This is a genomic window from Bacillus paralicheniformis, from assembly GCF_001042485.2.
GTDB lineage: Bacteria > Bacillota > Bacilli > Bacillales > Bacillaceae > Bacillus > Bacillus paralicheniformis.
Window position 1 is genome coordinate 206,554 of sequence record NZ_LBMN02000001.1, and the last position, 13,826, is coordinate 220,379.

The following is a 13,826-nucleotide window of genomic DNA, read 5'->3' on the forward strand; positions in this document are numbered from 1 at the left end:
AATCTCCTTTTCAGAATCTCATATACAGACCTGTGTCGATTATAGTATAATAATTCCGAAATTAGGACACGAATGAGTCAGAAAGGCGCTGCCCAGAAGCGGCTAATAGGGGAGCCGGCGAGAGAGCCCCCCGCGAGCAGTTCGGCGGGCCGGGAGCGATCAACCGCAAGCCGGAATAACCGCCTGGATGATGACCGCGTTATCTGCGAAGACAGATGCGGTATAAGCGATGTGCTCTTTTTTTGTACGTTCCTGGTTTACTGCATCTTTACTGAGTAGAGATGTTTTTATTTTATCCCGAGGAGGAAGCAGAATGAAGAAGTTAGGGCTTTTATTGCTGTCACTGCTGTTGGCCGCCGGGGTTCTTAGCGGCTGCGGTCAAGCGCAAAAGCCGGTAGAACAGCAAAAACAGGAGAAGGCGGCTGAAGCGTTTCCGGTCACCATAAAAGATGCTTCAGGACAAGAGGTCAAAATTGAAAAAGAACCGAAGAAAATCGTCTCTCTGATGCCGAGCAATACCGAAATTACATACGCCCTTGGCCTGGGGAAGAAAGTCGTCGGCGTGACGGATTTTGATACATATCCAAAAGAAGTGAAAAACGTTGAAAAAATCGGGGGCATGGAATTCAACACAGAAAAAATCATTTCGTTAAATCCCGACTTGGTCTTGGCCCACGCATCGAGCATGCAGAGTGCCAAAGAAGGGCTAAAGCAGCTGGAGGATGCAGGAATTACGGTGGTGACCGTGAATGATGCGGCCTCTTTTAAAGAGGCGTACCAGTCCATCGAAATGATCGGAAAAGCTGCCGGTGCAGAGGATCAAGCGGCAAGCCTGATCAAGGGCATGAAATCTGACCTGGCTGACATAAAAGAAAAAGCTGCCGGCATATCTAAAGACGATCAAAAGAAAGTATTTGTCGAAGTGTCTCCGGCTCCGGACATTTATACGACCGGAAAAGGCACCTTTATGGATGAAATGCTTGAAGCGATCCATGCGGAAAATGCCGCTTCCGCGCAGAAAGGCTGGACCAAAATAACGGAAGAAGCGATCGTCAAGCTGAATCCCGATGCGATCGTGACGACAAACGGTAAATCCGCAGTCAGCGAAATTAAAAAACGAAGCGGCTGGAACGGTGTAAAAGCGGTCAAAAATAACGAAGTATACGACGTGGACCCTGACCTCGTGACCCGTCCGGGGCCGCGATTGATCAAAGGGGTCGAAGAGCTTGCTGAACATATTTACCCTGACGTTTTTAAAAAATAACCGCTTCGCGGCATATGCCTTCAGCCTGATGTTTCTGTCGGCATCTGTTCTTATGGGAATCTCTATCGGATCTTTGGAGATTCCCATTCCTTCTATTATCAAGGTTTTTTTGAACGAATGGTTTGGTATTCAAGGGTTAAATCCCGATACGACAGAGGCGAACATCATCATGAAAATCAGACTGCCGAGGGTGGTGCTGGCCGCTCTTGTCGGCGCGGGGCTTGCTGCTGCGGGAGCCGGGTTTCAGGGGCTCTTGAAAAACCCGCTCGCAGATCCGTATACGCTCGGCATTTCGTCAGGCGCGGCCGTCGGTGCAGTGGTCACGCTGTTTTTTGGGATTCAGCTGCCGGTGATCGGAAGTTTTACACTGCCGTTTTTAAGCGTTGCCGCGGCCGTTGTCGTGATTTTTTTGGTTTTGTTCTTTGCGCGGCTCGTACACCCTTCATTGACCCTGTCTGCTTTGATTTTGACAGGAATCATCTTCAGTTCTTTTTTGGGTGCGCTTATTTCTCTCATGATCGCATTGACCGGCGATGATTTAAAACCGATCGTCCACTGGCTGCTCGGCAGTGTATCGATGAGAGGCTGGGGTTATATCGCGCTGTTTCTGCCCTTTTTTGCGGTTGGTGCTGCCGCGCTTTTGATCAGCGGGAGAGAACTGAATGTGATGACTTATGGCGAGGAAAAAGCGAGGCTCCTCGGTGTGAATGTGAAGCGAAGTAAGTATGTCGTTCTGTTGGCGGGAGCTATTTTAACTGGCAGTGCGGTTGCTGTGTCTGGAACCATTGGCTTTGTCGGTCTCGTCATTCCGCATTTTATCCGGCTTTTCTCTATTACGGATCACCGTCATCTTCTGCCGCTCTCGATGCTGAACGGTGCTTCGTTCCTTGTGCTGTCAGATCTTTTGTCGAGAACCATCATTGAGCCGTCCGAGCTGCCGATCGGTATTATTACCGCACTGATAGGAGCGCCTGTTTTCGGGTTTATTTTGATTCGGCGCTACCGGGGAGGGCGAATTCATGATTGATGTCATCCGTGTGTCCGGCGGCTACGGAAAAACGGATGTCTTACAGGACATCAGCTTTGCTGTAAAGCCGGGTGAATTTTTAGGAATTCTTGGTCCGAACGGCAGCGGAAAAACTACTTTGCTGAAAATGTTGTCGGGAACAATCGCGCCTCGAAGCGGCGAGGTGCTGCTTGAATACCGTTCAGTCGGGGCGTACCAAACGAAAGAGCTCGCTCGCAAAATGGCGGTCCTTCCTCAAAAAACGGAGCAGGCCTTTTCCTTTACGGTGGAGGAAACGGTACAGTTTGGCCGCTACGCGTATCAATCAGGCCTTTTTCGGCAGCTGACAGCGGAAGACCATGATATCGTGAAGAGGGTGATGAAGCAGACAGACACGCTTCGTTTCGCTCAAAAATCCATTCATGAGCTGAGCGGCGGAGAGCAGCAGCGGGTGTATTTAGCACAGGCACTTGCCCAGGAACCCGAATATTTGCTGCTTGATGAACCGACGAGTTTTCTCGATTTGTCATTTCAAAAGAGTCTGCTTGATTTAATGAAACAAGAAACGGCTGCATCCAAACTCGCAGTGGTCGGGGTGTTTCATGATGTGAATATTGCGAGTTTATACTGTGACCGCCTGCTGTTGTTGAAAGATGGAAAGGCGGAAGTTCTTGACCGCCCGGAAGCCGCCCTTTCTGCCGAGGGTATCGGAAGAGTGTATGATACGGGCATCACAGCGCTGGACCATCCTCAGCGTGCAAATCCGCAGTTTACGATCAAGGCGAAAACCATCCCGGAGAAAACCGAGCCCCTCTTTTTAAAAGAGCGGATTGAACAATATTTGCCGCATGGCATCGCATTTTCGGCAGACCGCCCGCTGCGTCTTCTGTCCTCTGAAACAGGCTTTGCATGGAGACGAAAGCTTGTCTTCGCAAGCGGAAACAACTCTGGATTGCCGCATGACCTGTCAGCCTATGAACAGGAAACGCTGTTTATCCAACATGATGCTGAATTGGCTGACTGTCATATTGTGTCGGAAAAGGGTGATCTTTGCATCGTCGGTATGAAAGATACGGCGGGGCGTTTGATCATATGGGTGTTAGTTGACGGCTGTTTGCAAGATGGTCAATTTGTAACGGCGATAAGTGCTGCAGCAAATGCCGCAGCCGAGCACCATATTCCGTGCAGCGATGTGCTTGTAGCGGCCACTCAATCCGGCCGGTCAGCGTATCAAACTGCCTTTTTTACAGAAATTCAAAATAAAACAGCGGCTTGTGTGAAAGTTTTAAAAGGTTAGATTTGGGCCTGTCTTTGGACAGGTTTTTTTATTGTTTTAAAACGCATCAGCTGAAGGTGAGGTTTCATTCTTTTGTCCCGAATTCGAAAAAATGTGTTGTTAAATGAATCATAACACCTTTATAATAAAATTTGTGAAAGCGTTTTACTATTTAAATGTTTAAAAATGCAACAGAGGAGGCGAGATCACTTGAAAGTAGAGGGGATTATCCCTGCCATACTGACACCGCTTACAAAAGAACAGGCTTTTCATGCGGGCGCAGCCGAAAAGCTGGTGAATGATCTTATTGATTCAGGCGTCCATGGCATTTTTGCTTTAGGGACAAATGGCGAATTTCATTTATTCTCGCAAGAGGAAAAGCTTCAAATTGCTGAAACAGTTGTAAAAGCGGTTAATAAACGAGTGCCTGTTTTCATCGGGGCAGGAGAAAACAGTACTGAGGCGACCATTTCCTTATCCAATCAAATGGCGGATATCGGAGCGGATGTTCTTTCGATTATTACGCCATACTTTGTCGCACCTTCGCAGGAGGAATTGTATCAGCACTTCCGCACGGTCTCTGAAAATGTCACGCTTCCTGTCCTGCTCTACAACATTCCGTCGAGAACAGGCGTATCATTGGAGCCCGAAACGGTTGAAAGGCTTGCGGCATTGCCGAACATTATCGGCATTAAGGACAGCAGCGGCAGCTTCGCCAATATTAAGGCGTATCTTGAGCGTACAAAAGAACAGTCCTTTTCCGTCCTGGCAGGAACTGATTCATTGATTTTAGACACATTGAAGGCGGGTGGAACAGGTGCTGTAGCTGCCACAGCCAATGTGCTTCCGCAAACCGTTGTTTCAATCTATGAATCTTTTAAACAAGGAAACATTGAAGAGAGCGAGCGCTATCAACAGCAGCTGCAACCGCTTCGTGATACGTTTTCACTCGGTTCACTGCCGGCACCGCTAAAAAAAGCAGCAGAGCTTGCCGGCATTGCCGTCGGGCCGCCTAAAAGTCCGATTGCAGAGCTGTCGGGAGAGCCGCTGCTAAAAGTAAAAAAGATGCTCGAAGGCTACGGAATTGAAGTAAAAATGGCAAAGGAGCAGTGAGGTTATGAAGACGCTTTATCATTTTCAAACGGCCGCCCGAATTGAGGCTGGTGCACATTCACTCAATTTGCTTGGCGATCACTTAGATCAGACCGGCTTGAATCAGATTCGTTCGGTGTTTATTTTAACTCAGCCGTCGATCGTTTCTCTCGGCTATGCAGACCAAATGAAAGAGGTGCTGGCCGAAAAAGGCATCTCAAGTGAAATTAACACCGATATACAGCCGGAGCCGACGGAACAAAATATCGAAGAGGTTTTTCAGCTTTTTTCTGAAGGAGGCCATGACGCGATTCTAGGAATTGGCGGAGGCAGTGTGCTAGATGCGGCTAAAATCCTCTCTGTTCTGAAAACAAATGAAAAACCGATTTCTGCTTTGATTGGCACGAATCTTGTTGAAAAGCCCGGCGTTCCGCTTGTGCTGATTCCGACAACATCCGGAACAGGGTCAGAGGTGACGCCGAATGCGATTGTGACGTTCCCGGAGAAAGAATTAAAGATTGGTATGGTCATTCCCTATCTGCTGCCGTCGGTTGTGATTTTAGATCCGGTTTTGACGACCGGTCTTCCAAAAGCGATCACAGCTGCAACTGGAATGGATGCATTTACACACGCACTCGAATCCTATATTTCCAACAAAGCAAACCCATTCAGCGACATGTTTGCGCTTGAATCTATGAGACTGATTTCCTCCAGTATTCAGGAGGCCTACCATCATGGAGATAATCTGGAAGCGAGAGAAAAAATGCTCATTGGCGCCATGTATGGCGGAATGGCCTTGACAAGCGCAGGAACAGCGGCGGTTCATGCGATGGCTTACCCGCTCGGGGGAAAATACAAAATTTCGCACGGGGTGGCCAATTCAATGCTGCTTCCGCATGTAACGGCCTTCAATGCGGATCATGTGATTGACCGTCTTTCGGATGTGGCTGGCGTGATTGGAATTGAACCAAAGGGTTCGAAGGCAAGTCAAGCAGAGCGGGTCATACGGAAAATTGAAGAGTGGACCGCTGATTTGAACATTCCGCAAAATTTAAAGACATTCGGGGTATCAAAAGAGGATGTTCCATCGCTTGCAGAGGCGGCAGCCGACGTCAAACGGCTCATGGATAACAATCCAAAGCCGATGTCCATTGCGGAGATTGAAGCCGTCTATTTGAAATTGCTGGATATGTAGGTGCCGGGATCTGTACATGGTTTTCACCATGAGCCTGTATATGGCTCACAAACAAAGGGGGAGTTTGGGTGGATGTCTTAAGCGGTTCGATCATAACGTTTATTTTGGCAGTGATTGTGGTTTACATTCTTTTTACGACGTGGCTGACGATGCGGTTTCGCAGTAAATCAAGTTCGGAATTCAACAATGCTGCCAAAACGCTGCCGGCGATTGTTGTCGGCATTCTGCTGATGAGTGAATTCATCGGCACCAAATCGACAATTGGGACCGCTGAATCAGCTTATACACATGGTTTGGCGGCTTCATGGTCGATTGTAACGGTCTCGATTGCATTTTTTATTTTTTCCTACTTCTTAGCCGGGAAATTTTATAAAACAGGCCAATATACGATCTCCGGCATTATTAGTGAAAAGTTTGGCCGTTCGACCAAGCTAGTCGTTTCTATCATTATGATTGTAGCCCTTTTACTTGTGAATCTTGGAAACTATTTAAGCGGATCGGCGGCAATTTCGTCTATTTTAGGTTTGCCGCTGATGACGTGTGCGATCATTACAGCGATTGTCAGCACCTTTTATTTTACGTTTGGCGGAATGAAGGGCGTTGCCTGGGTGACGATTTTGCATTCTCTTGTTAAATATGCTGGGGTTCTGATCACTTTAGGGGTTGCCCTCTATTTGACAAAAGGCTGGGAGCCGATGACGCAGCAGTTGCCGGAGCATTTCTTCACTTGGGACGGCAGCATCGGATGGGGGACAATCGGCGCCTGGTTTATCGGCAACATGGGGGCGATTTTCGCGACTCAGTTTATTATACAGGCTATTACATCATCGAAAAGTGAGAAAGATGCAAAGAAGTCGACGCTGTATGCAGCGCTGCTTTGTCTGCCGCTTGCGATTGCCATTGGAGTCATCGGCGTTGCTGCACGGTATTTGTACCCGGATATTGATCCAATTTACGCATTCCCGGTGTTTATGCAGCACATGAATCCTGTGCTGAGCGCGGTTGTGGCGACATCCCTTGTGGCGTCTATTTTCGTCGGCGTTTCGACGGTTGCGCTGGCGACAACGACGCTGATCATTGATGATTTTTATGTGCCGAAAGCAAACCCGACACCGGAACAGCGCATGAAAATCACGAGATATGTTTCGATTATCATCGGTTTTATTCCGCTGCTCGGCGTTGCGCTGGCGCCTGAATTGTTAACGCTTTCTTTCTTTACGAGGGCGCTTCGGACATCAATTGCCGTTGTGGCGGCGATGGGCTTTTATTTGCCATATTTCAATTCAAACCGCGGAGCAACAATTGGTCTGACGCTTTCAGGTATTACGACGACGGTATGGTATTTGCTGGACAATCCGTTTGGCATCGATAACATGTACATCGCCATCATTGTCCCGTTTATTGTGCTCGTATTAAACCGTCTGATCAGCTCGCCTGCGAAAAAAGAGTCAAATGTGGAGGAGGAATTGTGATGAAACAAAGTGAAACTTCCCTGCCGATAGATGGGCGCATCAGAGAAAATAAAACTGACCCGGCCAGAAAGGATGCGTTTTTGCCGACAGACTGCCCGCAAAACCATGCAGCCAACCTGCTGGAGCTGGATAATGGTGATCTGTTGTGCGTCTGGTTTGGGGGAACGCAGGAAGGCATCCCTGATATATCGATTTACATGTCAAGGCTTGAAAGAGGAAGCGATGAGTGGATACAGGCAGAAAAGCTGTCAGATGATCCTTCCCGCTCCGAACAAAATCCTGTGCTTTTTCAAGAGCCTGACGGCCGGCTTTGGCTTATGTATACGGCACAGCTTTCCGGCAATCAGGATACAGCGATTGTCAGATACCGGACTTCAGACGATAGAGGCCGGACATGGAGTAAGATTGACACATTGTTTGCCGAAGCCGGGACTTTTATCCGCCAGCCGCTCATTGTTCTGGATAACGGCGATTGGCTGCTGCCTGTCTTTTACTGCATCACCTTGCCGGGCGTGAAATGGACTGGAAACCGTGACATCAGCGCGGTGAAAATTTCGTCTGATAAAGGCAAGACGTGGGAGGAAGTGAAGGTGCCGGGCAGTACGGGCTGTGTTCATATGAATATTGAAAAACTGCGCGACGGCACATTGCTTGCGCTGTTTAGAAGCCGTTTTGCAGACTCGATTTATTTGAGCCGCTCTATTGATAACGGCCGCACCTGGTCAGAGCCTGAGCCGACGGAGCTGCCGAACAACAACTCCTCCATTCAATTTACAGCGCTTCAAGATGGGACGCTTGCTCTCGTATACAATCATATGAATGCGAATGAAACGACCGAAAGAAGAGCATCTTTATACGATGAAATTGAGGAGGATGATGATACAAAAACAGGTGTTGACACAGAAGCGCGGCCTGCCTTTTGGGGAGCTCCGAGGGCGCCGATGACATTGGCCCTTTCACAGGACGGCGGCATCACATGGCCTGTCAAAAGAAACATCGAAGTCGGCGATGGTTATGCGATGACGAACAACTCAAAAGACAAGCTCAACCGCGAATTTTCCTATCCGTCGATCAAGCAGGGGAAAGACGGTGATCTGCATATTGCCTTTACGTACTACCGTCAGGCGATTAAATATGTACGTGTTCCGCAAACATGGGCCTTTGCCAGCCAAGAATAAAGCCGTTTGAGCGCGCGGCACTTGATGGAATGAAGGGTATATCATTTATGATTTAAGTTCGAGAGGCTGTCCCAATCGTTTGAAGGGACTCCCTCGTGATGTGAAACGGGTGTACACGACAATTCAATTGGCGTATGACACGCTCATTCGCGCAGGCATTCCGCAGCCGAAAATCGCCGTATGCGGTATTACCCCCCATGGCAGTGAGAATGGTTTGTTTGGACATGGAGAAGGAGAAGAGAAAATTGTTCCTAGCGTTGAACGCAGGCATTCGGTCCGCTTGGCCTTAAAGCCGGTGTGAGCATTACAGTCGGCCTGCCGATGATCCGTACGAGTGTTGACCATGGAACAGCCTTTGATAATGAGGGAACCGGCAAAGCTGATCCTGCGAGTTTAGAAGAAGCAGTGAGACAAGCAATCGTGCTGTCCGTCCGGTACGCTTGAGCGGCATATATATAAAAGAAGAGCCTTCCAGTTAAGGAGGCTCTTCTTTTTAGTTCATGTAGGTGCCGCCGTTAATATTAATGGTTTCGCCCGTTATAAAATCAGATTGATCAGAGGCTAGGAAGGCGACAACGTTTGCGACATGCTCGGGTGAGCCGATCATTTTCAGCGGAATCCGCTCCATGACAGCTGCGCGATACTCCTCGCTCCACTGCTTGCTCATATCCGTTTCAATCGGTCCCGGGCAGACGGCGTTGACATAAATGCGGTGTGCAGCGAGCTCCTTTGCCAAATGCATCGTTAAATAGTTGATGCCTGCTTTCGATGCACCGTAAGCAGGAGAGGCATTGTGATGCGGTGTTTTGCTCGTCGTTGAGCTCATGTTTACAATTTTTCCGCCGCCCTGCATGATCATCTCCGGGATGACAGCCTGACACATGAGAAAGGTGCCGGTTAAATTTAAATCTATCACTCTTTTCCACTCTTCAAGCGATGTATCAATGGTCGTTTTCCGCAAATTAATGCCCGCATTGTTGACCAAAATATCGATCCGCCCAAACTGCTGTTTTGCTTCAGCTATGAGGTGCGAGGCTGTTTCTGGCAAACTGGCATCACCTGCAACATAAGAAGCGCGCTTTCTCTCAGTATTCAATTGTGTGCACAGGGACTTGAGCAATTCTTCGTTTGTCCCGTTGATGACGACATTTGCCCCTTTATCCGCAAGCGTCTCTGCAACAGCTTTGCCGATGCCGCGGCTTGCACCGGTAATAATCGCCGTTTGCTGATTCAATTCCATCCTCATCCCACCTGTCTTTGAATAAAACCGTTTTCATGTCTATTATAAAATTGAGTGTTTCTTTATTCAACAAAACTTTATTTTGATGATTGCTATTCGTTTTTTTGTTTCATAATGGAACAATTCCTGCAGTAGTTAGAAACAGGGTATACTATAGAAACAAGTAATAAAGAAGGGAGAATGAAATGAAACTATACACAAAAACAGGCGATAAGGGAAAAACGAGTTTAATTGGCGGAAAGGCGGATAAAGATCATCTTAGAGTGGAAGCGTACGGCACATTGGATGCAGCAAACAGTTTCATCGGGCTGGCCCAGTCTTATTTAAAAGCGGAAGAAGCGCTGTTTCGAGATGTTCTGTCAGAGTTGACCGCCATCCAGCATGAGCTGTTCGACTGCGGCACTGATTTGGCGCATGTCAATGTTCAGGAAGAAGGCAAGCTCAAGGCTGAATCGATCACGATTCTTGAAAAACGAATTGATGCCTATGTCGAGGAAGCGCCGCGGCTGACCAAGTTTATTCTTCCGGGCGGAACAGAACCGGCATCATTTTTGCATGCGGCGAGAACGGTCATCAGAAGAGCTGAACGAAAGATTGTCGCTTTGGCCAAAGAAGAAGACATTCCGCCGCTTGCGCTGCCATACGTCAACCGGCTGTCCGATTATTTATTTGCGGCGGCGCGCATTGTCAACCACCGGCTCGGGGAAGTGGATGTCGAATATGAACGAAGCGCTGATGTATTCCGGACAAAGAAAAAATCATGATTGAGCCATCCACCAATCGTGATCGAACAGAAAAGGGGCCGATTGATCAAATCAAGCCGTTTTCCGGCAGGGGAAAACGGCTTTTTGTCGTAAATTTTAAGTAAGCGTTTTCAAATAGAGGGAGTGTTCAAGTGGTCAATCGGGAGGCAGCTGCTATACGGCTGACGGTTTCGAAGGATGGAGACGGCGAATTTCAAACCGTTCAAGAGGCGATCGATGCTTTGCCTGAGTACAGTCGGGAACAGAAAGTGATATTCATCAAAAAAGGAGTTTACAAAGAAGTCGTTCATATTCCGGCTACAAAGCCGTTTGTGAAGCTGATCGGCGAAAATCGTTACGAGACTGTGATTACGTATGACAACTATGCCGGAAAAGAAAAGGAAGGAGGAGGGAAATACGGCACGACCGGAAGTTCAAGCGTGTTTATTTATGCGGATCATGTTGAAGCCGAAAATTTGACGTTTGAAAACTCGTTCGACCGCACGAAAGTCGACACGACCGATACGCAAGCGGTGGCGGTTTATGCGAAAGGAAACAGGATGACGTTCAAATATGTCAGGTTTATAGGCAGACAAGATACACTGTTTGTCAATGACGGTACACAATATTTTTATCAATGCTATATAGAAGGCGATGTCGATTTCATTTTCGGAGGAGCAAGAGCTGTGTTTGAAGAGTGCCAGATCCATAGCGCTGACCGCGGGTCCGCTACAAACAACGGTTATGTGACAGCTGCGAGCACGCATATCGCAAAGCCGTTCGGTTTATTGATAACAAACTGCAGAGTGACAAGCGATGCCGCAGATGGAACGGTATACCTCGGGCGCCCATGGCATCCGGGAGGAGACCCCGACGCCATCGCCAGTGTGCTATATCACCGCTGCGATTTAGGCGCACACATCAAGCCTGAAGGATGGACGGATATGTCGGGCTTTTCTGCGGCCGATGCCAGATTGTACGAATACGGGAATACGGGTCCGGGTGCGATTTCGCATGAGGCCCGAAGGCAGCTTGCCGATCATGAGGCTGAGAAATGGACAATTGAAAACGTATTGGACGGCTGGAATCCTAAAGTTGAATCATAGCAAGGCAACCTGCAGAAAGACCGCTCTCTCGCTGAGATGAGCGGTCTTTTTATGCGAGCGGGTCCGATGTGCCATACGACCCTGGTCGTACGGCAAAATCAATCTGTGACTCGTTTTGTCGAAGCCTGAAATTGACTATAGTAAAGACATGAACGAGAAAGGAGGAGCAAATATGAATATAAATGGGAAGTCCATCATCGGCTTTTTTCTAATCCTTTTTGGCGTCTCCCTGTTCTTCGGCGGAGGCCATTTCGGCGGATTGGTTACAGGTGCTATTGGAGCATTGCTTCTATTCTATTCCGTGAAAAAATGGAAGGAAGGACGCCAGTTTGCCGCGGTACTGGCCGCGATCTTCGGCATCATGTTTTTGGGAGGGTCATTGCCGTTTCTGATCGGCATCGCGGTTGCTGCAGCCATGGTTTATTTCGGATGGAAAATGATGAAGCAAGATGACAAACAGGATGACATCCTTTATTCAGAGAAAACGGAGCCTTCCGCAGCTTCATATGACACAGGCTTTGATGCAGAGTGGGAAGACTTTTTGAAAAAGAATAAATAATATTTTAGGAGGACGAGATCATGGCTTTAAAAAGAATCAGAGACATGTTTGTCGCATCAGTAAATGAAGGATTGGATAAACTGGAGAACCCACGGGTGATGCTGAATCAATACGTACGCGACATGGAAAGCGATATCGCCAAGGCGAAGCATACCATCGTCAAGCAGCAGACAATTGAACATAGTTTTAAAGGAAAAGTGGAAGAAGCCGAAAAGCTTGCTGTCAAGCGAAGAAACCAGGCTCAGCTCGCTTTTGATGCGGGTGAAGAAGAACTTGCTAAAAAGGCGCTCTCAGAAATGAAGTATTTTGAAGAAAAAGCTGCTGAATACAAGGACGCTCACCAGCACGCGAAAAAGCAGCTTGCTGAATTAAAGGAACAGCTGGAGACACTTGAGGTTAAACTGCGCGATATCAAAGACCGCAAGCATGCGCTGATCGCCAGGGCAAACGCGGTGAAAGCGAAAGAACATATGAATGCATCATTTAATAAAATCGACAGCGAAAGCGCCTACCGGGAATTTATGAGAATGGAAAACCGGATTGAAGAGATGGAAACAAGGGTGAACAGCTATGCTGAATTATCAGCTTCATCAAGCAGCCCATTCGGCCGCCTTGAATATGCAAAAGAAGTGGAAGAAGAGCTGGAAAAAATGAGGGCTAAAAAGACAGGCTTGGAAAAGCAGACACCTGCGGGAAATGCATAAACGAATAGGGGCTCTCACAGCCCCTTATGCAATTTTTGATTTCTTTCAAAGACCATTTTCCTTATAATAAGGAGCATACACTTACTAGCCGAAAGGGTTTTCTAAATGAAAAAAACGGTTGGAAAACTGCTGATCATCGCCGGCATTCTCATCCTTGCAGGCATGATGTTTAATGGGCGTGAAGGCTTTTCTTTCTTCGGCTTCGATGAAGAGTCAGCCCGCACATATCATGCACAGGCGGAAGACATCGATAAAATTGACATTGATGCAAAGAGTATAACAGTCAACATTCAAGCTGAAAACCGCGATGATATAAAAGCCGAGATTTCAGGAAAAAACGTCCGGCTTGATTCGTCCGAACAGGGGCGTACTCTTCAGCTTTCCGCTCATTCGAAAGGCTTTTGGCCGTTTTTCTGGAAGAAAAATGAGCTGATTGTCAAGATCCCTTCTGAATATAAAGATGATCTGTCGATTTCTTCTGGAAGCGGAAATGTCAAACTGTCCGGCGGCGGTCTGCATTTGCGAAATGTAGCCTTAAAGTCGGGAAGCGGCAGCCTCAAGGCCGATGACCTTCAGGCGGAAGACCTTTCTGTAAAAGGGACGTCAGGATCGGTCAGGCTGGAAAACGTTCAAACGGCAGCTGCTGATATCCGCTCCACATCCGGTAATACAAAACTTGAAAATGTCACCGGCAAACTCAGCATCAAACAGACTTCGGGCAATTTGCGCGCTTCCTTTACAGAGATCAACGATTCTCTGAGCATCAAACAGACATCCGGAAACACCAAGCTCAGCCTGCCCGATGATGCCGACATCAGGCTTGAAGCCGAGTCGACAAGCGGAAACATCAGTCATTCCTATTCATTTGACCAAGTCGCCAATGAGAAGCGGACGCTGACTGGAAAAAAAGGAAATGGAAAAAATAAAATCGACATCTCAATTACGAGCGGGAATGTCTCAATTGAGTAATCGACAAGAAGAAAGGGGGCTC

Annotated in this window: 13 protein-coding genes and 1 pseudogene; 13 read left to right on the top strand and 1 reads right to left on the bottom strand. The window is 47.8% G+C overall.

The window, feature by feature from the left end:
- The first annotated feature begins 313 nt into the window (after positions 1-313).
- The 8 genes and pseudogenes from ACH97_RS01045 to ACH97_RS23315 all read left to right on the top strand — a co-directional run.
- On the top strand, positions 314-1,264 hold the full coding sequence (locus ACH97_RS01045; protein ID WP_041817314.1) for an ABC transporter substrate-binding protein: 951 nt from the start codon (positions 314-316) through the stop codon (positions 1,262-1,264).
- A complete protein-coding gene (locus ACH97_RS01050) occupies positions 1,227-2,291 on the top strand; it encodes a FecCD family ABC transporter permease (RefSeq protein ID WP_020452910.1) in 1,065 nt (354 codons plus the stop codon). Before ACH97_RS01045 ends, ACH97_RS01050 begins: the two co-directional genes overlap by 38 nt.
- Positions 2,284-3,567 (top strand): ABC transporter ATP-binding protein, encoded by a 1,284-nt coding sequence (locus ACH97_RS01055; protein WP_048350400.1) that lies wholly within the window; start codon positions 2,284-2,286, stop codon positions 3,565-3,567. Before ACH97_RS01050 ends, ACH97_RS01055 begins: the two co-directional genes overlap by 8 nt.
- Positions 3,568-3,756: 189 nt before the next feature.
- Complete coding sequence (dapA, locus tag ACH97_RS01060) at positions 3,757-4,659, top strand: 4-hydroxy-tetrahydrodipicolinate synthase (RefSeq protein ID WP_020452908.1); 903 nt, start codon at positions 3,757-3,759, stop codon at positions 4,657-4,659.
- A 4-nt stretch (positions 4,660-4,663) separates the two neighbouring features.
- The gene (locus ACH97_RS01065; protein WP_020452907.1) at positions 4,664-5,833 is read left to right on the top strand and encodes an iron-containing alcohol dehydrogenase; all 1,170 of its coding nucleotides are present in this window, start codon (positions 4,664-4,666) and stop codon (positions 5,831-5,833) included.
- A gap of 68 nt (positions 5,834-5,901) precedes the next feature.
- Complete coding sequence (locus ACH97_RS01070; protein ID WP_020452906.1) at positions 5,902-7,305, top strand: sodium:solute symporter family protein; 1,404 nt, start codon at positions 5,902-5,904, stop codon at positions 7,303-7,305.
- Complete coding sequence (locus ACH97_RS01075) at positions 7,305-8,483, top strand: sialidase family protein (protein ID WP_048350401.1); 1,179 nt, start codon at positions 7,305-7,307, stop codon at positions 8,481-8,483. Before ACH97_RS01070 ends, ACH97_RS01075 begins: the two co-directional genes overlap by 1 nt.
- Before the next feature lie 103 nt (positions 8,484-8,586).
- A pseudogene (locus ACH97_RS23315) lies at positions 8,587-8,927 on the top strand (4-hydroxythreonine-4-phosphate dehydrogenase PdxA); the annotation flags it as partial.
- Between the two features lie 49 nt (positions 8,928-8,976).
- On the opposite strand, the gene ACH97_RS01085 reads toward ACH97_RS23315, so the two are convergent.
- A complete protein-coding gene (locus ACH97_RS01085; RefSeq protein WP_048350402.1) occupies positions 8,977-9,723 on the bottom strand; it encodes an SDR family NAD(P)-dependent oxidoreductase in 747 nt (248 codons plus the stop codon).
- 185 nt (positions 9,724-9,908) lie between these two features.
- Between ACH97_RS01085 and ACH97_RS01090 the strand changes: the two genes are divergently transcribed.
- From ACH97_RS01090 to liaG, 5 genes are all read left to right on the top strand, one after another.
- On the top strand, positions 9,909-10,487 hold the full coding sequence (locus ACH97_RS01090; RefSeq protein ID WP_048350403.1) for a cob(I)yrinic acid a,c-diamide adenosyltransferase: 579 nt from the start codon (positions 9,909-9,911) through the stop codon (positions 10,485-10,487).
- Between the two features lie 131 nt (positions 10,488-10,618).
- Positions 10,619-11,572 carry a pectinesterase family protein gene (locus tag ACH97_RS01095; protein WP_003185134.1) on the top strand — a complete coding sequence of 318 codons (954 nt, stop codon included), beginning with the start codon at positions 10,619-10,621 and terminating at the stop codon, positions 11,570-11,572.
- Positions 11,573-11,744: 172 nt separating this feature from the next.
- Positions 11,745-12,131: a protein liaI gene (locus ACH97_RS01100; RefSeq protein ID WP_003185133.1), complete on the top strand. Its 387-nt coding sequence runs from the start codon at positions 11,745-11,747 to the stop codon at positions 12,129-12,131.
- Positions 12,132-12,151: 20 nt separating this feature from the next.
- Positions 12,152-12,835: a stress responsive protein LiaH gene (gene liaH / locus ACH97_RS01105; RefSeq protein ID WP_009329563.1), complete on the top strand. Its 684-nt coding sequence runs from the start codon at positions 12,152-12,154 to the stop codon at positions 12,833-12,835.
- A 105-nt stretch (positions 12,836-12,940) separates the two neighbouring features.
- The gene (gene liaG / locus ACH97_RS01110) at positions 12,941-13,804 is read left to right on the top strand and encodes a LiaG family protein (protein ID WP_025807519.1); all 864 of its coding nucleotides are present in this window, start codon (positions 12,941-12,943) and stop codon (positions 13,802-13,804) included.
- Positions 13,805-13,826 lie beyond the last annotated feature (22 nt).